Raw genomic sequence first — 19,096 nt, 5'->3', positions numbered from 1 at the left:
CCCCGCGATCTGGGATCATGTCCGAATGCCGACCACATCCTCTGCCGACGGGCGACCGGTGCGCTGGATCGTCTGGCGCCAGGACGACAACGGCAACCGGTTCGAGGTCGCCCGGCGAGAGTCGCGCGCCGAGGCCGAGGACCTGGCCGCGACGATGGAGACACGCGGGCACAAGCAGCTCTACTGGGTGGCGGCACAAGCCTCCGAGCACCCTCCGCGCAGCTGATCAGGACGCGACGGCCTCGATGTCCGTGCGGTCGTGCGCGATCGCGGCGGCCTCCCGTAGCGCGCTCTGCACCGCGATGACGGCCGGTGCCTCGGCGGCCGCGGCGCGGGTCGCGGTGAAGATCGTGCGCGTTGGAGGCGTTCCTCCCGCAGCGGCCGGGCGGCGATCTGCGGCAGGGCCGCGGTGTGTCACCCGCTGGACGCCCGCGCGCTGATGAACGGCTTCGACCTGGTGGTCGTCCGCAACAGCGGCCCGGTGCTGAACTACCAGGCCGAGTACGACGCGTTCCGCGCGGCCGCCGCCGAGACGGGTGCGCGGGTCTACACCGAGTTGACCGGCAAGGGTGACATGGCCGGCAAGCAGTACCTGATCGACCTGTTCCTTGCGGGGTACCCGGTGATTCCGACCGTCGACCGGCTCGAGGAGATCGGCCGCCTGCCGGAGACCGGCAGGTACGTGGCGAAGCCGAAGTTCGGCGCGGACTCGGTCGGCATGACCGTCGTCGAACGGGCGGACCTGCCCCGGCTCGACTACACGGACCTGCTGGTGCAGCCGCACATCGACTTCACCTACGAGGTGTCCTTTTACTTCGTCGACCACGACTTCCAGTACGCCCTGTACGCGCCCCGGCCGGACCGGCGGTGGGAACTCGAGCCCTACGAGCCCGGCGCGGCCGATCTCGCCTTCGCCCGGCGCTTCATCGACTGGAACGACATCGACCACGGCATCCAGCGCGTGGACGCCTGCCGGACCAGCGACGGCGCCCTACTGCTCGTGGAGCTGGAGGACCTCAATCCCTACCTGTCCCTGGACCGGGTCAGACCCGGGTCCAGGGACCGGTTCGTCGAAGCCCTGACGAACGCGCTCCTCCGGCTCACCGCCGAGCCTTAGGGAGCGGGCGAGACCGGTGCCTTGCGTACGGCGCCGATCGCCACGTCGATCAGCAGGAAAGCCAGCAACGGTACGCCGAACAGCGGCAGCGCCCAGGCCAGCCCGAAGACGAGGGGTACGCCGACCGCGATGCCCCACGCCGGCAGCTGCTGCCAGGCGCCGCGCGCGGGCGCGGTGCCCACGAGCGCGCGCCGGTCGGCGCGGGTGGGGCGGCGCTGCCACCACATGCGGTAGCCCCAGATGATCACGCAGATCAGGCCGATCGCCAGCGCCGCGAGCAGGAGCTGGTTGACCAGGCCGAACAGGATGCCCATGTGGGCCTGCACGCCCCAGGAGGTGAGCTTGGCCAGCAGCGGCCAGTCGGCGAAGTCCACCCGGTCGGTGACCGTCCCGGTGGAGTCGACCGCGACGCTGTCCAGGCGTACCGGCCACAGGTTGTCGTTCTGGCTGACGGTCCAGGCGCTGGCGCCGTCCGCCGGCACGCTGACCTGTAGCGGGCCGTCGAGGCCGGCGCCGCGGGCGCCCGTCAGGACGGCGTCGACGGCGGCCGGGTCGGCGCCTTCGCCCGTACCGGAAGAGGCTCCGCCGTGGTGTCCGCCGCCGGCGGCCAGTTCGGTGGCGACGGAGGGCCGGTTGCCCTGCAGGGCGTCGAGGGCGGCGCTGAAGTTGGCGCCGGCGTAGCCGGACCAGGTCAGGCCGGTCGCCGACAGGATCAGCAGGCCCAGTGTGAGCCAGATACCGGTGGCGGCGTGCCAGCTACGGGTGCGCCGCACGCCCTTCCTGGCGGCCAGGTCGGGGGCGAGCAGGCGGCGGGCGGTGCGGTTGCCGCGCAGGCGGCGCCACCACAGGAACACGCCGCCGAGGGCGATGACCCACAGCCAGCTGGCGGCGAACTCGGAGTAGAGCTCGCCCGTCTTGCCGAGGTGCAGGTCGCGGTGGAATCTGTCCAGCCAGGTGGTCAACGGCGTGGACGTCCACCAGGTGGTCAGCCGGCCGGTCACCTTCGCCGTGTACGGGTCGACGTACACGGTGTGGACGAGCTCCGACTCCGCGCTCAGCTCCGGCGAGGTGAAGTCGACCTGGGTGGTGGCGTCGCTCTCGCCCACCCGTACGGCGGTCAGCGTGCCCTCGGGGTGCGCGGCGCGCGCCGCGGTGATCTGCTGGGCCACCGGCAGGGCCGCGTCGCCCGGGTCGGCGACGACGAGCTCGTCGCTGTAGACGATCTTGTCCAGCGTCGGTGTGAGGGTGTACAGCAGGCCGGTCATGGCCGCCACCAGGATGAACGGGGCGACCAGGATGCCGGCGTAGAAGTGCAGGCGCAGCAGCAACGGGCCGAAGCTCCGGCCGCTCGGTGCGCGCCGCGGCGCGGATTCGACCGCCGCGACGGGCTCGGTGACATCGGGGGCAATGGCCATCGGCTGTCCTCGGGGGGTGGGCGGCGCGTGCGGGAGCGCGCCGTCGTTACGGGGTCACAGTCGACGCGCCAAGGCGTCGCGTGGCCTCCGCGGGGGTGCGGAGGTCATCGCAGTAGTCGTCGGCGGGAACCTGAAAGTTCCCGGGGACCGGTCAGCGCGAGGGGCTCGGTGCCTTCGGCTTGCGCCGCCTGGTGCGCACGACCCGGACCGGGGTGGCGGCTTGCAGGTAGAGGCTGCTGCGTCGCTCGCTGTACGCGAGGTGCACCTGGATGACGTCGTGCATGGGCGGGTCGACGCTGGCGACCCGGTAGCGCTCCGCGCCGGAGATGATCAGGTCGCCGGGGCGCACGTGCGAGGGGGATTGCAGGATGCTCTCGCGGCCGAGGACCGAGCCGAGGCCGACGCGGGGAAGGCGGGCGACCCACGTCGCCGAGCTCTCTTCGCTCAGGCCGGTTCGGATGCCCCACATGGCCGGCCTCCACGGTGTCGACGCTGCCTCATGGTTCAGATATCGGCGGGCGCCGGCCGCGGTTGAGGAAATCACGCGGCCCGTGCCGAGTCCAGCACCCTCTGCACCAGGTCCCGGTCGGCTCCGGAGACGTACACGGCGTAGTCCCCGGCGTAAACGTAGCCGCTCCAGGTCCCGGTGGTTCGCCGGACGCCCGGGCCGTGTGCCGGGTCGAAGGTGGCGGAGCCGTAGAAACGGACACCACCCTTGAAATCGCACGGGTGCGAGCCCGGTGGTGCCCACTGCTCGAACTGGAACTCGCAGTCGTCCTTCTTCAGCCGCTTCCAGTCGGCCGGGATGTCGACCTTGACGCCGCGATACTCGATGGTCTGCCAATCATCCCGTACGGGTGCGGAAGAGCTCGGGGGCGATACGGGGGCCACCGCCGGACGCTCATCGCCGGTGGTGGTCTGTAACCAGATGAGAACGCCGGCGACGAGGGCTACGCCCGCGGCGGCCGCCACGAGGAGCCGGACGCGACGCGAGGACGGCATGAAAGTCATTCTGCTCGGACGGGTGCGGCGCCGTACCAGTTCCCGGGCCTACAGCACCTTCCGGAAGGCGGCGACGATCCGCTCCTCGTCGGCCTCGGCGGTACGCCAGTTGCTGAACGCCAGCCGCAGCGCGGGCGTGCCGGCGTACACGGTCGGGGTCACGAACGCCTCGCCGGTGTCGGCGAGCGCCCGGGCCACCTCGGCCGGGTCGCCCGGCACCGCCAGGCAGACGACGTTGAGCCGGACCGGGGCGAGCAGCCGCACCCCGGGCAGCTCCGCCAGGCGCGCGCCGACCCGCCGCGCCGAGGCGACGTTGCGCTCCACGATGTCGCGGTGCCCCGCCCTGCCGTACGCGGCGAGCGAGAACCAGGTGGCCAGCGCCCGCAGCCGCCGGGAGTTCTCCGGCGTCAGGTGCAGGAAGTCCGGCCGCTCGGTGAGCGGGCCGAGGTACGCGGCCGAGTTGCCGAACACCCGGGCTTGCAGGTCCGGCCGGCGGGTGTACTGCACCGCCGAGTCGTACGGCACGTTGAGCCACTTGTGCAGGTCGACGCAGACGGAGTCGGCCTCGGCCAGCCCGTCGAGCAGCGGCGCGTGCTCCGGGCTGAGCGCGGCGAACGCGCCGAACGCGGCGTCAACGTGCAGCCAGAACGGGAACTCCTCCCGTAGCGCGGCGATCGCCCGCAGGTCGTCGAAGTCGACGGTGTTGACGGTGCCCGCGTTGGCGACCACGATCGCCGGCCGGCCCCGGCGGGCGGCGAGCGCGTCGCGCAGCGCCGCCACGTCGACCGCCTCCCGGCCGGGCCGGACCGGCACCTGCCGCACCGCGTCGCGCCCGAGGCCCACCATGGACAGTGCCTTGTAGATGCTGGAGTGCGGCGCGCCGGACAGCACCTCGACCGGCCCCAGCGCGTGCGCACCCTGCCGCGCCACGTCGACCCCGAGCCGTTCGCCGAGCCATTCGCGGCCGATCGCCAGGCCCACGAAGTTGGACATGGTCGCGCCGCTGACGAACGCACCGGACTGGCCGGCGCCCAGGCCGAACAGCTCCCGCAGCCAGCCGAGCGTCTCCCGCTCCAGCTCGCCGCCCGCGGAGCCGACCTCCGAGCTGCCGTTCTGGTCGAAGACGCCGGTCAGCCAGTCGCCGGCGAGCGCGGCCGGTGTGGCGCCGCCGGTGACGAAGCCCAGGTAGCGGGGGCCGGCGCTGCCGGAGAATCCGGGCGCCCAGCGTTCGGCGAACGTGGCGAGCGCCGCGGCAAGGCCGGTGCCCTCCGCGGGCAGCGGCTCCGCGGCGTGCGGCACGGGCGGGTGGGCCGCCGGGCGCTCGTCCAGGCCGCCGAGGACGCCGGTGGCGTACCCGCGGGTGGACTCGAGCAGCTCCGGCAGGGCCGCGAGGTCGGCGGCGAGTCGAGGATCCATGAGCCACACGCTAGGCATCGCGGCCGTGCGGGCCGGGGTCCAATCCGCATGTCCTGGCCCTGCCCCGTCATCACCCGGCGGTAGGCCCCGTTCGATATGTATCGATGTTCATCAGTATGTCGATACCGTTTGCCCGGGCAACCGCCCGCCGTCACCTCCCACGGCACAGACAGGACAACGGTATGCGTCCCATCCGTACACTGCTCACCGCCGCCGTCACCGCTGCCGCCGCCGGCCTGCTCACGCCGGCCGCCGCGGTCGCGGCCCCCTCGCCCGAGCCGCCGCCCGTCAACCAGGTCGTCGGCGGCCGGCCGGCCACCACGAACTACTCGTTCATGGTGTACGTCTCCGGCTGCACCGGCTCGCTCATCAAGGCCAACTGGGCCGTCACGGCCAAGCACTGTCCCACCCCCAGCTCCGTGCGGGTCGGTAGCATCAACCGCAGCAGCGGTGGCACCGTCGTCTCCGTCCGGCGCGCGGTGAGCCACTCGCGGAGCGACATCAAGCTGCTCGAGCTGACCACGTCGGTGTCGCACGCACCCGCGCCGATCCCCACGGCCTCCGGCGCCGTCGGCACCGCCACGCGGATCATCGGCTGGGGACAGACCTGCCCCACCCGGGGCTGCGGCTCGACGCCCCAGGTGGCCAACGAGCTCGACACCTCGATCGTGGCCGACAGCCGCTGCTCCGGCATCGACGCGGCGTACGAGATCTGCACCAACAACACAAACGGCAACGCCGGCGCCTGCTACGGCGACTCCGGTGGGCCGCAGGTGCGGCAGATCAGCGGCCGCTGGGCGCTGATCGGCGTGACCAGCCGCGCCGGCAACAACAGCTCGACCTGCGCGACGGCGCCGTCCATCTACGGAGACCTGCCGTCGATCCGTGCCTGGGTCGACCAGCAGGTCGGTGGGCTCCCGGCCTGACACCGGGACGACGTGGGCCGGCGCGGAGTCGCGCCGGCCCACCTCCGTTCACACCGGGAGCTCCACCCGCTCAGGCGGGTTCGATCCAGATGTTGCGGTAGCGGACGTTCGCGCCCGGGTCGCCGTGGTCCTGGAGGCGGATCGGCCGGAAGTCCGGGCCCTCCGGTGCGCCGTTGCCCGTCGGGCCGTCGATGGCGACGTCGTCGTGGACGGTGGTGCCGTTCCAGACCACGGTGACGCGGGCGTTCTCGGTCTTAGTCGCGCCGTCGTAGCGGGCCGCCCGGAACGTGATGTCGTAGGTCTGCCAGGTCTCCGGTGCGGTGCCGGGGTTGGCGGAGGGCGCCCGTTTCAGGTAGATCGCGGCGCATTCGTTGTCGGCCAGCGCCGGCTTTCCGTACGTGTCGAGGACCTGGATCTCGTAGCGGTCCTGAAGGTAGATGCCGCTGTTGGCCCGGGCCTGGCCGGTCACGTCGGCCGGCAGGTTCGGTAGCCAGAACTCCGCGTGCAGCCGGAAGTCGCCGTAGGTCTGCTTGGTGCGCAGGTCGCCGCCGAGCACCTCGGCCGAGCCGCCGGAGACCGGCCAGGTCGGCGCGGTGCCGTCGGCGTTCGCGAAGGCTTGCAGGTTGCCGCCGTTGAACAGGGTGACCCGGCTGGTGCCGTTGTGCGCCCACCGCTGCTGGGTCACGTCGGCCCACTGCCAGATCTGTAGCTGGGTGCCGTCCGCGCTCGCGCCGCCCGCGGCGTCGAGCACCTTGCCGGACTGCGGGTTGAGCAGCGAGCCGTTGGGCTGGGTCTGCCACACCTGCGCGGCGCCGTTGTTGCAGGTGTAGAGCTGGACCTTGGTGCCGTTGGCGGTGCCGCCACCGGCGACGTCCAGGCATTTGCCGAGCGCCCGCAGCGTGTCACCGCTGCGGGTCCAGCTCTGCGCGGACGAGTTGTTGCAGGTGTAGAGCTGAATCTTGGTCCCGTCGGCCGTGCCGGCGTTGTCGACGTCGATGCACTTGGCGCCGATGCCGGTGATGGTGCCGGTCCGCGGCGCGGCGGACGTGCCGTTGTCGACGGTCAGGCTGTCCAGGTTCACGTGCCCGACGTCGCCGGTGTCGACCCGGTACGCGACGGTGTTGCCGCCGGCCCGCAGCGTCACGGCGTCGGTCTTGATCGCCCAGGTGTCCCAGTTGCCGGTGTCGGCCAGGCTCACCTGCCGCACCTTGGTGCCGTTGACGTACAGGCTGACGGTCTTGGTGCCGGCCGACGGGTTCGGGCCGTTGCTGTAGCGCAGCGAGACCGGGTAGGACCCGGCCGACGGCACGTCGACGGTGAAGGTGGTCGCGGCGCCGGCGGCGCCGTAGCCGGCGACGAAGCCGGACCCGGTGTAGCCGCTGTGGTCGGACGCCACGCCCGCGGTCCCGCTCAGCCCGGCGTTCTCCGCCTCGACCCGGCCGGTCCGGTACGTGGTGCCGTCGACGAGGCTGTTCAGCGAGTACCAGGCCTCGGTGCTCCACAGCGACGCGCCCGACGTGGAGGTGAAGGGCCGCGGCGAGCGCACGTGCACGACCCGGCCCGGCTTGAGCCCGGTCAGCTTGAGCGTCACCTTGAGGCGGTCGGCGGACAGGACCGCCGATGCCACCGGCAGCGTCTCCTCGTCGACCTTCGGACCCCCGTACGCCGGGGTCGGCACGTAGCGCCACTGCTCGGCGCGGTACCGCGCGGCGAGTTGGTCGGCGGTGCCGGTCGACACGGGCTGGGTGTACTCGAACTCGAAGCCGTCGGCGACCGCGCGCATCGCCTTGATGTCGAAGACGCTGTTGCCGTTGGGCGTGAGCTTCTGGAGCCCGTACGTCAGCTTGCCCTCCTGGCCCCAGTTGCCGCCCGCGCCGAGCCCGCCGGCGTAGAGCGCGCCGTCCGGCCCCTGGCTCAGGCGCAGCACGCCCGCCTCGAGGCCCTGGGTCAGGCGGAAGACCGCGCCCTGGTACTGCCCGTTGATCTTCTCGAGGAAGGCGCGCTGTATGCCGCCGTACGTGACGTCGCCGAAGAGCATCTGACCCGCGTACGGCCCGGAGTCGAGCAGCAGCGGGGTGCTCGGCGAGTTGGCGATCTCGTTCTGCGGCAGCCACAGCACGGGCTGGGTGACCGGCTGGCCGTCGTACGGGCCGTCCGGGTTGGTGTAGTGGTTGAAGAAGCGGCCCGGCTTGATCTGCACGAGCTTCGAGGCGGGCAGCCAGCCGCCCTGGTTGTCGGTGACGAAGATGTCGCCCTCCGGCCCCCAGCCGAGCCCGTCCGGGGTGCGCAATCCGCCGGCGACGTACTCCACCGCGCCGGTCGTGCGGTTGATCTTCAGGCTGGTGCCGCGGTTGGGCGAGCCCTGCGGCTCGGTGGTGGCGCCGCCGAGGTTGATCGAGACGGACAGGTTCAGGTAGAAGAAGCCGTCCTTGTACAGCAGGCCGAACGCGAACTCGTGGAAGTTGCCGTCGAACGGCCAGGTGGCCACCCGGCGGTACTGGTCGATGGTGCCGTCGCCGTTGGTGTCGTTGAGCTCGGTCAGCTCGTGCTTCTGCGCCACGTAGATCTTGCCGTCGACGATCTTCAGGCCCATCGGCTCGCGCAGCCCGGTGGCGATCTTCGTGTACGTGACCTGGCTCGGCGAGGTGGCGCCGGTGACGCCGCTGAGGATGTAGACCTCGCCGGCCACGGTGTCGCTGCCGCCCCAGGTGGCGATCGCCAGGCGCCCGTCGGGGAAGAAGTCCATGGCGCTCACCTGTGGCTGGAAGCCGGACGGCCGCAGGTTGGTGAGCGTGTAGCCGGGGTGCACGGCGGTCAGCGGCAGGCCGTCGCCCGGGCTGTCTCCGGAGGCCTCGCACTCCTTGCGGCCCGGCGCCGTCACCCGCACCACGCCGGAGTCCGTGCTCAGCACGCTGTTGGGTACGACGACGAACGCGCTCGCGCCCGGCGGCCGCCATTCCAGGGTGAGTTGCTGGCCGCCGTCGCGCTCGAAGTAGTCGACGCTCAGGGCGTGGTAGCCGGTCGTGAGGGTGACGGCGCCCTCCTTCGAGGTCACCCCATGCAGCCCGTCGTGGTTGATGACGGTGGCGCCGTCGATCAGCAGCCGTGACCCGTCGTCGCTGGTGAGCCGGAACGTGTACGCGCCGGCGGCGGCGATGTTGACGTTGCCGGTCACCTCGCTCTGGAAGCGGTCGGCGAAGCCGAAGTCGGCCGTGGTGGTCCAGTTGACCATGGGCATGAGCTTGTCGACGTTGGGCGTCTGGCCGGGCTTCAGCGCGCAGATCTTGTCCTGGGCGGTCTGCAGGTCGTAGGTCCGCAGGGTGACGCCGGGCTCCTGAGGCGGGACGGCGGCGTACGCGGGGAGGGCCGGCACCAGGCCCATGAGCAGGATGGCGGTGCCCAGCACGAGGGAGGAGGACTTCGGGGGACGGGTCGGTCTTCTCATCGAGCGCTCCAGGGGCAGCAGCATGACGTCGACTCAAGGTCGACATTCATCGATGCCTGGTGACGCTAGGCAGGTTCTGTTCAGAAGTCCATAACTTTGTTGAAACCAAGTTGAACTTTTGCCTGAAACAACGAAAGCCGATGGGTCAGCGGCCCGCCGAGATCTGCTCCAGCGCCAGGATACCGCTCGTCATCGTCCGGGTCTCGTCGGCGGTCCGGGTGACCGTGCGGGTCACCTCGGCGACGGCGGCGGACTGTTGTGCGATGGCGGCGGCGACGGTGCTCTGGTGTGCGGAGAGTGCGTTCATGCCGTCGGCGATCTGGGTGACCTCGGTGACGGCGGCGGCGACGTGTGCGCGGACGTCGGCGAGGGTGCGGTTGATGGAGTCGGCGTTCTCGCCGGATTGGCGGGCGAGTTCCTTGACCTCGCCGGCGACGACGGCGAAGCCCTTGCCGGCGTCGCCCGCGCGGGCCGATTCGATGGTGGCGTTGAGGGCGAGCAGGTTGGTCTGTGCGGCGATGGTCTGGATGATGTCGCTGGCGGCCATGATCTGTTCGCTGGAGGCGGCGAGGGCTCTGATGACGGCGGCGGCGCTGTCGGCCTGCCGCACGACGGTCGCGGTGATCTCGTCGGTGGACTGTGCGGTCTGGGAGAGGTCGCGCAGGGCCGCGGTCATCTGCTCGGTCGCGGTGGCGGCGGTGGCGGTGTTCTCGCCGACGCCGGCGGCGGAACGGGCGAGCGCGGCGGTCTGTCGCTGGACCTCCTCCTGCCGCTGAACCTGCTCGGCGAGCTGTGCGGCCGCGGCCTCGGCGCGGTCCGTCTCGGCCCGCTGCGCGGTCGCGTGTGCCTGCTCCTGTAGCCGGATCACCTCGGCCTGTGCCTGGGCGGTCCGCTCGGCGCCGTCGTCGAGCAGCCGGCGCAGCCAGTGCATGGCGACGCAGAGCGTGGTCAGCAGCAGCCAGATCGCCACCGAGTGCCACACGGCCGTCCACGGCGGCGCCAGCAACCACTCCGTCACCATGGTCTGGCCGCCCATGATGATCGACAGCGCCACCACGTCGCGCCGTTCCAGGGTGAACCCGGCCCAGACCAGGCCGACGGCCGAGTCGAGCAGGACGAGGTAGTACGTCTCCGGAGCGGTGACCGCCCCGAACCCGATCATGATGACTCCGACGTAGGCCATGGCGCGCAGCGCCTGCGGATGCACCCGATCCCAGTTCACTCGCCAGAGCGCCGCCGCGATCGCGCAGGCCATCACCCCGCGGATCACCAGCGAGGCGCGATAGCCGTCGACATTGGACAGCCCGATGATCACCCCGGCGACACCCGTCGGCGCGAACAGCCTCGGCAGCAGCTTGCCGGAGATCGAGCGATCCTCCAGCGGGCTGCGCCGCCTCGCGGCCGGTGCCTGGACCTGCGTCATGCCTATTCCGTCGACGGCCCGCGATCGTCCTTGAGTTCCTGGCGGGGTGTGCTCCGTCTCGCACGCTCGGGTATCCGCGTGATCTACGACACCGCGATGATGCCGGAATGCGCTTGATTGGGCTCGCCCAGGGAAACAGGAAGTCCGGTTTTCAGTTTCGAAACAACTGTTCTTCGATGCGGGCGAGGCCGATAATGCGCAAAAAGACGCCTCCCGGCGAATAAAGGCCGAGCCCTCCGGCAATGCGTTGGGCGCGCCTGTTGCCGGCCACCGGGTCGTCGCCGACAAAATTCTATGATCGCGGCCGCCGGTGCGGGCGGCCGGAAACGGGATCGCACCCCTTCCTGTGCGTCGGTGAATTGGACCGTATCGAGGCTGCATACGATTGCATACATTCGTATGCAGCATTGCGTCGTGGTGAGAGTCGTCACATAGCCGAAATCTCGGAGAAATCTCTCTATAACTTTGGAAGCAGGGCCATCCATGACAAAGGCGGATGAAACTCTACCCATGCGCTGAGATGCGGGCGCGGATTTGCCCCAGGCGGTCTACTTCGGACCGATATTCTTCGGCCGGCCCATCGGACGAGTTGCCCTCCGCCGGCATAACAGATTTCAAAAGATCGAATTGTGCCGACCGGCAGGTCGAAGATCGAAGAATCTACGGGTGTTGACACCGTTTGTGATCGAAATATAGCGTCGATTCCGCGCTCTTGGCCTCGCACATGTCGCCTGTTGGCTTCGATGCCGTCGGTCGCATGACGAGACGTTCTTTTTGTCGCCCGAGGATGTTGACTCCCTCCCCGGGTTGCCCTCATGTCGCTCAGCCTGCCACGCGAGGACGTGGCATTGCCGCGAGAGGCGAGGCACCATGCATAAGTTCTCAACAGGCCGGACTGCCGCCCGGCTCGGGGCGGTGGCACTCATGGTCGGCGCTGTCGGCGTGGTCGGATCGACCTCGTACGCCGGTGACCGCACGACGATCACCAAGGAAGCGTGGGGCACGACGGCCGGCGGCGCGGCCGTCGACCGCTACACCCTCACCGCCAACGGGATGCGGGTACGGATTCTCACGTACGGCGGCATCCTCCAGACCATCGAGACGCCGGACCGGCACGGGCGCCTGGCCAACGTGGCGCTCGGCTTCGACAACCTCGCCGACTACGAGGCGAAGAGCCCGTACTTCGGCTGCATCACCGGCCGATACGCCAACCGGATCGCAAAGGGACGGTTCACCCTGGACGGCACGACATACCAGTTGCCGATCAACAACGATCCGAACAGCCTGCACGGCGGCACGGTCGGGTTCGACAAGCACGTGTGGGCGGCCACGCCGCTGAAGAACCGGGACAGCGTCGGACTGCGGCTCCAGTTCACCAGCCCCGACGGCGACCAGGGCTACCCGGGCGAAATGCGCGCCACGGTGACCTACACGCTCACCACCGACCACGCCATCAAGATGGACTACGTGGCCACGACCTCCAAGCCGACGGTCGTGAACCTCACCAACCACGCGTACTGGAACCTGGGCGGCGAGGGCACCGGAACGATCGACGATCACAAGCTCTACCTGAACGCGAGTAAATACACGCCGGTGGATCCCACGCTGATACCGACCGGCGCGATCGACCCGGTTGCCGGAACCCCGATGGACTTCCGCCGGGCCACCGCCATCGGCGCGCGCAACCGTGACGGCTTCGCCCAGCTGGTGATCGGCCGCGGCTACGACCACAACTGGGTGCTCGACCGGCGGGACAACACGTTCACCCGCCTGGAGCTCGCCGCGCGGGCGACCGATCCGGCGAGCGGCCGGCAGCTCACCATCCTCACCACCGAACCGGGCATCCAGTTCTACGGCGGCAACTTCCTCGACGGCACGCTCGTCGGCACCGGCGGGCGGATGTACCGGCAGGGTGACGGCTTCGCCCTGGAGACGCAGCACTATCCCGACTCGCCGAACCAGGCCGGCTTCCCGTCGACCGTCCTGCGACCCGGGCAGACATACCGAACAACCACCATCTACCAGCTCGGCGTAGCGCGCTGACGCTGTCCGGATAGCCCGCCGCTGCCGTCACCGGCAGCGGCGGCTAGGAGGTGTGCAAGATGCCTGCTGTACATCCTGCCGTCGCGGAGGCGGCCGACAAACTCGAGCTCAGTAGGGTCACCCGCCGGCGGCTGCTCGCCGGCACCGGCCTGGTGAGTGCCTCGCTCGCGGCGACGGGGCTGCTCAGCGCCTGCGGCGACAACGAGACCGCCACCGACGCGGTCGGCAACTTCCCGAAGACGCCGAACTGGAAGTTCGTCTTCATCAACCACGTCACCACCAACCCGTTCTTCACGCCGACCCAGTACGGCGCGGAGGACGCGTGCAAGCTGCTCGGCTGCTCGTACCAGTGGACGGGCTCGGCCAACTCCGTGGTGGCCGAGATGGTCAACGCCACGAACACCGCGATCAGCGGCAAGGCCGACGGGATCGCCATCGCGGTGGTGGACAAGACCGCCTTCAAGGCGCCGGTCGACCAGGCGCTCGACGCCGGCATCCCGGTCGTGTCCTACAACGCGGACGGCGCCCGCGAGGACCCCGGCACCAACCGGCTGACCTACGTCGGACAGGGCCTCTACGAGTCCGGGTACGCACTCGGCCAGCGTGCGCTGACCCAGGTGCAGTCCGGCGAGGTGGTCGGCTTCATCGCCACGCCGGGCCAGCTCAACATCCAGCCCCGGATCGACGGCGCTCAGCAGGCGTTCAAGGACGCCGGCGGAGCGATCACGTTCACCTCCGTCGCGACGAACGCCGACATCACCAAGGGTCTGTCCATCATCGACGCGTACGCGCAGGGCCACCCCAACCTCGCCGGGATGCTGGCGGTGGACGCGGGGTCGACCCAGTCGATCGGCCAGACCGTGAAGAAGTACGACATGCGCAGCAAGGGCCTGAAGGTGGCCGGTGGCTTCGACCTGATCCCGGAGACGCTCGCCTCGATCAAGGACGGCGACCTCGACTACACCATCGACCAGCAGCCCTACCTCCAGGGCTTCCTGCCCGTGCTCTACCTGTACCTCTACAAGATCTCCGGCGGGCTGATCTCGCCGCCGCAGACGAACACCGGGCTGCTGTTCGTGACAAAGGACAACGTCGCCCAGTACCAGAACACCCAGACCCGGTACGAGGGCTCGTCCACCGACGTCAAACTCGTCGAACGGTCCGGACCGATTGCCCACGAGTGAGTGGATCGATGCACGAGACGGTCCGGGAAGGGGACGCAGTGCAGGCCACCGAGTCCTCATCGGGACAGAACGAGGCGCCGACCGCCGATCGCGGCCGGCGCCTCCTGCCCGTGCTGCGGCGGTTCGGCACGGTGCTGGTGCGCTGGCGTGAGGCGAGCGTCCTGATCGTCGCAATCGCCATGGCCGTCTACTTCCAGGCGTCCAAAGACGTCTTCCTCACCCACGACAACCTGCGCAACATCGCGCAGGCGACCGCGCCGGCCGCGATCGTCGCGGTGGGCATCGTGCTGCTGCTGGTCAGCGGAGAGATCGACCTGTCGGTCGGCGTGGTCGCCGCGCTGGCGCCGTTCCTGGTCCACTACGCGGTGGACCTCTACGGCGTGCCCGTGGTGCCGGCGTTCCTGCTGGCCTTCGTGATCTCGGCGGCGATCGGATTCTGCAACGGCTTCATCGTCACCAAGCTGAGGGTGCCGTCGCTGGTGGCCACCCTCGGCATGTACTACTTCCTGCTCGGCGTGCTGCTCACCACCTCGCACGCGTACCCGGCGCAGATCCCGGAGGAGGCCCAGGGCCGAATTCAGCAGATCTTCGGCGCGGCCGACTGGGCCTCGCTGACCTGGTGCCTCGCGATCGTCCTGTTCTTCCACATCGTGCTCACCCGCACCCGGTGGGGGCTGCACACGATCTCGGTCGGCGGCAACCTGATCGGCGCCACCGAGGCGGGCATCCGGGCCAACCGGATAAAGATCGGCAACTTCATGATCGCGAGCGTGCTCGGCGCCCTCGCCGGGATCCTGGAGGCGTTCCGGATCAACAGCATCGACCCCAACATCGGCGGCGGTACCGCGCTGGTCTTCACCGCCATCTCCGCCGCGGTCATCGGCGGCACCGCCCTGGCCGGCGGTTCCGGCACGGTCATCGGCGCCCTGCTCGGCGCCCTGATCCTCGCCGAGCTACAGAACGGGTTCAACCTCATCGGCATCAGCGCCAATCCGTTCAACCTGATCCTCGGCAGCGCGATCCTGATCTCGATGATCGCGAACCAGTACCTGTCGCGGTTGCGGCGGACGGGAGGCGCCTGATGGCGGAGGAGACCGCGCTGCGGGTGGAACATGTCCGGAAGCAGTTCGGCGCGCTGACCGCGCTCAGCGACGTCAGCCTGCGGCTGGAGAAGGGCGAGGTGCTCGGCCTGATCGGGGACAACGGCGCCGGGAAGTCCACCCTCATCAAGATCATATGTGGGTACCACCAGCCGGACGCCGGCCGCATGTTCGTCGCCGGCCAGGAGGTCGTCCTCCGCAGCGTGGACCACGCCCGTTCGCTCGGCATCGACACCGTCTACCAGGGGCTCGCCCTGATCAACGAACTCTCCGTCTACCACAACATGTTCCTCAACCGGGAGCTGCGGGTCGGGCCGCTGCTCAACAACCGGGCCATGCGCCGGCTGGCCCGCGAGCACCTGACGGACATGGGGGTGAACATCCCGGACGTCTCCGCCGAGGTGGCCAAGCTGTCCGGCGGCCAGCGGCAGGCGGTCGCGGTCGCCCGGGCCGTCTACTCCGACGCCCGGATCCTGCTGCTGGACGAGCCGCTCGCCGCCATGGGCGCCAAGGAGGGCGTCCTGATCCTCGACCTGATCCGCGACCTCAAGGCCCGGGGCGACGTCTCGGTCATCATCATCGCCCACAACTACGCACAGGTGCTCGACGTCTGCGACCGGGTCAACCTGCTCCAGCACGGCACGATCACCTTCGACCGCCGCACCTCCGAGGTGACGGTGGACGAGCTGACCGAGCTGGTGGTGGCCGAGTACCGGCGCCGCCGTACCGGATCCGGATCCTGACCGGGCGCGGCACTCAGTCGGTCGCGTGCCGGCGGACGGCCCGGTCGATGCGGCGGTCGGGGACGACCCACATGATCGCCGCGCCGACGTAGCACGCCACGGCGATGCCGACACCGACGTGTCCCTCCCGGTCGATCGTCAGGGCGCTGAGGATCCCGGCGAGGTAGAACACGGGGGAGAGCTTGCCCTTGAGGTCGGCGCCGAGGGCCTCCCGCAGCGGTGACTCCGCGCCCTGCTGCCGGATGATCACCGTCTGCAACACGAAGTACGCGACGGCCGCGCAGAGCAGGTTCAGGCCGTACACGACGACCGGGGTCACCGCGAACTTCGACTCGTCCATCCAGGCCGTCGTGAACGGGAGCAGCGACAGGCAGAACAGCAGCGCCAGGTTCGCCCACAGGACCGCGCCGTTGACCTGCCGTACCAGGTGGAACATGTGGTGGTGGTTGTTCCAGTAGATGCCGATGTAGACGAAGCTGAGCAGATATGTCAGCAGTCCGACGCCGGTCGCGTGCACGAGGTCGGCAAGCTCGTGGCCCTCCGGAATCTTCAGCTCCAGCACCATGATCGTGATGATGATGGCGAGCACCCCATCACTGAACGCCTCAAGCCGGCTCGTCTTCACCCGCGCCACACCCCTCTGCCCTGTGACAACACTGCCGTCAGCGATCATGCCAGCCGGTCAGTGCCGGGTGGGCCGCACCGATGAGCTCCGGACGACGAGTTCGGGAACGACAAGCAGGCGGTGGGCCGGCCGACGGGAGCCCTCGATCAGCCGGGAGACGAGCAGCTCGACCGCCATCCGGCCGAGGTGGCCCTTCGCCGGGCGGATCGCGGTCAGTGGCGGTTCGCCCAGCTGCGCGATCTCGTCGTCGTACGAGACGATGGCAAGGTCCTGAGGGATCGCGATGCCCTGTTCGGCGCAGAACTGAACGAGCGAGATGGCGTCCGGGTCGCTGTGCACCACCAACGCCGTCGCTCCGGCCTGCTGACAACGGCGCAGGATGGCGGCCAGGTGACTGCGGTGGTCGGGTGTGCCCGGCCTAACCGACGCACGGAACACCAGGTCGCCGGCGAGGTTCAGGCGAGAACAGGCCCGCGCGAAGCCCTGGGCGATGTGGTCGGCGTTGGGGCTGATCGGAGTCAGCACGAGGCCGATCCGGCGGTTGCCCTGGCGTACTAGGTGGCGCAGGGCGGTCTCGACCCCGGCATCGTGATCGCTGCGCACCCATTCCAGCGGGGAGGCGGAGCTCCGCTTCGCCGGCGGAGTCCGTTCCGCTTCCTTGACGGAGTCGAGCCGCGCCGACGGCGTCTGCCGTTCCATCATGACGCACGGCACCGGCAGCCCCGCGATCCAGGCGAGCATCTCCTCGCCGTGCTCGGAGTCCAGGTCCGGCGCGAGGAGCAGGCCTGAGATCTGCTCGGAATCGAGCAGCCGGGTGATCTGGCGGCGGTCCTCGCCGACGTCGTAGCTCGAACCGCGCAACCGGATGTCGACACCCAGCACGGCCGATGCGGTGCGCGCACCCGCGATGACCGGTGGCCAGAAGAAGTCCAGTGTCGGTACGACCATGCCGAGGGTGAACCGGGTGGCCGGCTTTCGGGCTCGCCGGGGCGCCGGCGCGAGCTCCGTCGGCAGCACGGCCCCGCCGTGCACCTTCGTGAGCAGCCGCGCCTGCGCCAGCGCGGCGATGTCCCGCCGCACGGTGATCTGACTGACCTGCAGAAGCTCGGCGAGCTCGACGACCCGGACCGCACCGTGCTGCCGGAGCTCGATCATCAGGCGCTCTCGGCGTTGCATGTTGAACGCTCGTTGTGTCGGCATGTGGCACCGCCCCGGCTGTCCCGTCGTGTCTGTTCTGAGGCTTGCCCGTCGAGTGATCGATTGTGATCGATCGGGACCGAGCATGGCTGGACTGTAGCCCGCACGGCGGGAAAACGCGCCTACTCAAGGCCGTCGTGATGACTGTCAGCGCTTACGGATTTGAGGCAGATATGAGATTACGAGGACGGCGGGCGCCGCTCGCCATCGGAGTGTGTGCGCTGCTGGTGGCGGCGACCGCGTGCGGTGGCGCGGACGGCTCGGAGGAGCCGGGCCGGACCACGCTGGTGGTCAAGACCTTCAGCCAGTTCGGTTACCAGGACCTCTACAAGCAGTACGAGTCCAGCCATCCCGGTATCAAGATCAAGGAAGAGAACATCGGGAAGCTCGGCGACTACACGCCCAAGCTGCAGCAGTGGATGGCCTCCGGCAGCGGTGCGGGTGACGTGGTGGCGCTGGAGGAGGGCATCCTCATCCAGTTCATGGCCAGACCCGACAAGTTCGTCAACCTGCTGGACCACGGTGCGAGCTCGCTGCAGGGCGACTTCCTCGAATGGAAGTGGAAGCAGGGGCTCACGTCGGACGGTGCGAAGCTGGTCGGTCTCGGCACCGACGTCGGTGCGCAGGGCATGTGCTACCGCACGGACCTGTTCGCCAAGGCCGGCCTGCCCACCGACCGCGACCAGGTGGGCGCGCTGTGGCCGACCTGGGACGCGTATCTGGCCACCGGGCAGAGGTTCATGACGGCCAGGACCGGGGCGAGCTTCTTCGACTCGTCGGGCAGCGTGTACCTGAACATGCTGATGCAGCTCAGCGACCACACCTACTACGACACCGCGAACAACCTGGTCATCGACACCAACCCGGCGGTGAAGGCGGCGTGGGACAAGACCGTCCAGATGATCCAGGCGGGGCTGTCCGGGAACATCGCGGCCTACAGCCCGCAGTGGAACGCCGGCTTCAAGAACGGCAGGTTCGCCACCATCCCCTGCCCCTCCTGGATGCTCGGCACCATCGAGAAGCAGTCCGGCCCGGAGAACGCCGGTAGGTGGGACGTGGCGAAGGTGCCCGGCAACGGCGCCGTGCGCGGTGGCTCGTTCCTGGCCGTACCGACACAGAGCAAGCACCAGCGGGAAGCGGCGGAGCTGGTGAAGTTCCTGACCAGTCCCTTGGGGCAGATGGCGGCGTTCAAGGCGGTGAACAACTTCCCGTCGTCGCCCAAGGCGATCGACGAACCGGCGGTGCGGAACTTCACGAACGCGTACTTCAACGACGCGCCGGTCGGGAAGATCTTCGGTGACAGCGTGAAGGCGCTGAAGCCGGTCTATCTCGGCCCGGACAACAACCCGGTGAACGATCGGGTGACAAACGCGCTGACCGCCATTGAACAGGGCAAGCTCAGCCCGGAGGCGGCCTGGGCCAACGCCGTCGCCGAAGCGAAACGGGTGGCCGGCTAGTTG

At 69.5% G+C, this 19,096-nt stretch carries 17 protein-coding genes; 8 read left to right on the top strand and 9 right to left on the bottom strand.

The window, feature by feature from the left end; genetic code table 11:
- Positions 1 to 25: 25 nt before the first annotated feature.
- Positions 26 to 226 carry a hypothetical protein gene (locus tag BJ971_RS25465; protein ID WP_184995729.1) on the top strand — a complete coding sequence of 67 codons (201 nt, stop codon included), beginning with the start codon at positions 26 to 28 and terminating at the stop codon, positions 224 to 226.
- Here the strand turns inward: BJ971_RS25465 and BJ971_RS25460 are convergent, their stop codons facing one another.
- Positions 227 to 418, bottom strand: coding sequence for a hypothetical protein (locus tag BJ971_RS25460; RefSeq protein WP_184995728.1), 192 nt, complete (start codon positions 416 to 418; stop codon positions 227 to 229).
- Between BJ971_RS25460 and BJ971_RS25455 the strand changes: the two genes are divergently transcribed.
- Positions 410 to 1,117, top strand: a complete 708-nt coding sequence (locus BJ971_RS25455) for an ATP-grasp domain-containing protein (RefSeq protein WP_203709107.1) — start codon at positions 410 to 412, stop codon at positions 1,115 to 1,117. The two genes, BJ971_RS25460 and BJ971_RS25455, sit on opposite strands and share 9 nt — an antisense overlap.
- Here BJ971_RS25455 and BJ971_RS25450 read toward each other — a convergent pair.
- The 4 genes from BJ971_RS25450 to BJ971_RS25435 all read right to left on the bottom strand — a co-directional run bounded on the left by BJ971_RS25450 (position 1,114) and on the right by BJ971_RS25435 (position 4,950).
- The gene (locus tag BJ971_RS25450; protein ID WP_184995727.1) at positions 1,114 to 2,532 is read right to left on the bottom strand and encodes a PepSY-associated TM helix domain-containing protein; all 1,419 of its coding nucleotides are present in this window, start codon (positions 2,530 to 2,532) and stop codon (positions 1,114 to 1,116) included. The two genes, BJ971_RS25455 and BJ971_RS25450, sit on opposite strands and share 4 nt — an antisense overlap.
- Positions 2,533 to 2,683: 151 nt before the next feature.
- A complete protein-coding gene (locus tag BJ971_RS25445; protein WP_184995726.1) occupies positions 2,684 to 3,001 on the bottom strand; it encodes a hypothetical protein in 318 nt (105 codons plus the stop codon).
- Between the two features lie 71 nt (positions 3,002 to 3,072).
- Positions 3,073 to 3,534 (bottom strand): hypothetical protein, encoded by a 462-nt coding sequence (locus tag BJ971_RS25440; protein ID WP_184995725.1) that lies wholly within the window; start codon positions 3,532 to 3,534, stop codon positions 3,073 to 3,075.
- A 48-nt stretch (positions 3,535 to 3,582) separates the two neighbouring features.
- Complete coding sequence (locus tag BJ971_RS25435; RefSeq protein ID WP_184995724.1) at positions 3,583 to 4,950, bottom strand: pyridoxal phosphate-dependent decarboxylase family protein; 1,368 nt, start codon at positions 4,948 to 4,950, stop codon at positions 3,583 to 3,585.
- Between the two features lie 182 nt (positions 4,951 to 5,132).
- Here BJ971_RS25435 and BJ971_RS25430 point away from each other — a divergent pair, with 182 nt between their 5' ends.
- The gene (locus BJ971_RS25430; RefSeq protein WP_184995723.1) at positions 5,133 to 5,876 is read left to right on the top strand and encodes a S1 family peptidase; all 744 of its coding nucleotides are present in this window, start codon (positions 5,133 to 5,135) and stop codon (positions 5,874 to 5,876) included.
- Between the two features lie 70 nt (positions 5,877 to 5,946).
- Here BJ971_RS25430 and BJ971_RS25425 read toward each other — a convergent pair whose 3' ends face one another.
- Positions 5,947 to 9,345, bottom strand: a complete 3,399-nt coding sequence (locus BJ971_RS25425) for a 3-keto-alpha-glucoside-1,2-lyase-like domain-containing protein (protein ID WP_260415168.1) — start codon at positions 9,343 to 9,345, stop codon at positions 5,947 to 5,949.
- Positions 9,346 to 9,466: 121 nt separating this feature from the next.
- Complete coding sequence (locus tag BJ971_RS25420) at positions 9,467 to 10,744, bottom strand: methyl-accepting chemotaxis protein (protein WP_184995722.1); 1,278 nt, start codon at positions 10,742 to 10,744, stop codon at positions 9,467 to 9,469.
- 924 nt (positions 10,745 to 11,668) lie between these two features.
- Between BJ971_RS25420 and BJ971_RS25415 the strand changes: the two genes are divergently transcribed.
- Genes BJ971_RS25415 through BJ971_RS25400 form a run of 4 tightly spaced genes read left to right on the top strand, consistent with a single transcriptional unit; the run spans position 11,669 to position 15,814 of the window.
- A complete protein-coding gene (locus BJ971_RS25415) occupies positions 11,669 to 12,787 on the top strand; it encodes an aldose epimerase family protein (protein ID WP_239087171.1) in 1,119 nt (372 codons plus the stop codon).
- A gap of 59 nt (positions 12,788 to 12,846) precedes the next feature.
- Positions 12,847 to 13,971: a sugar ABC transporter substrate-binding protein gene (locus tag BJ971_RS25410; RefSeq protein WP_184995720.1), complete on the top strand. Its 1,125-nt coding sequence runs from the start codon at positions 12,847 to 12,849 to the stop codon at positions 13,969 to 13,971.
- A gap of 38 nt (positions 13,972 to 14,009) precedes the next feature.
- On the top strand, positions 14,010 to 15,053 hold the full coding sequence (locus BJ971_RS25405) for an ABC transporter permease (protein ID WP_239087172.1): 1,044 nt from the start codon (positions 14,010 to 14,012) through the stop codon (positions 15,051 to 15,053).
- Positions 15,053 to 15,814 (top strand): ATP-binding cassette domain-containing protein, encoded by a 762-nt coding sequence (locus BJ971_RS25400; RefSeq protein ID WP_184995718.1) that lies wholly within the window; start codon positions 15,053 to 15,055, stop codon positions 15,812 to 15,814. Before BJ971_RS25405 ends, BJ971_RS25400 begins: the two co-directional genes overlap by 1 nt.
- A 13-nt stretch (positions 15,815 to 15,827) precedes the next feature.
- Here the strand turns inward: BJ971_RS25400 and BJ971_RS25395 are convergent, their stop codons facing one another.
- Together BJ971_RS25395 and BJ971_RS25390 are read right to left on the bottom strand one after the other, a co-directional pair.
- Entirely contained in the window at positions 15,828 to 16,439 is a 612-nt protein-coding gene (locus tag BJ971_RS25395) for a TMEM175 family protein (RefSeq protein ID WP_184995717.1), read from the bottom strand.
- Positions 16,440 to 16,496: 57 nt separating this feature from the next.
- A complete protein-coding gene (locus tag BJ971_RS25390; RefSeq protein ID WP_239087173.1) occupies positions 16,497 to 17,615 on the bottom strand; it encodes a substrate-binding domain-containing protein in 1,119 nt (372 codons plus the stop codon).
- A gap of 194 nt (positions 17,616 to 17,809) precedes the next feature.
- On the opposite strand from BJ971_RS25390, the gene BJ971_RS25385 reads away from it, so the two are divergent.
- Positions 17,810 to 19,093, top strand: a complete 1,284-nt coding sequence (locus BJ971_RS25385) for an ABC transporter substrate-binding protein (RefSeq protein ID WP_184995715.1) — start codon at positions 17,810 to 17,812, stop codon at positions 19,091 to 19,093.
- Positions 19,094 to 19,096 lie beyond the last annotated feature (3 nt).

The sequence above is a fragment of the Amorphoplanes digitatis genome (genome assembly GCF_014205335.1).
In the GTDB taxonomy this organism is placed as follows: domain Bacteria; phylum Actinomycetota; class Actinomycetes; order Mycobacteriales; family Micromonosporaceae; genus Actinoplanes; species Actinoplanes digitatus.
This window is presented reverse-complemented; position numbering and strand designations above follow the sequence as displayed.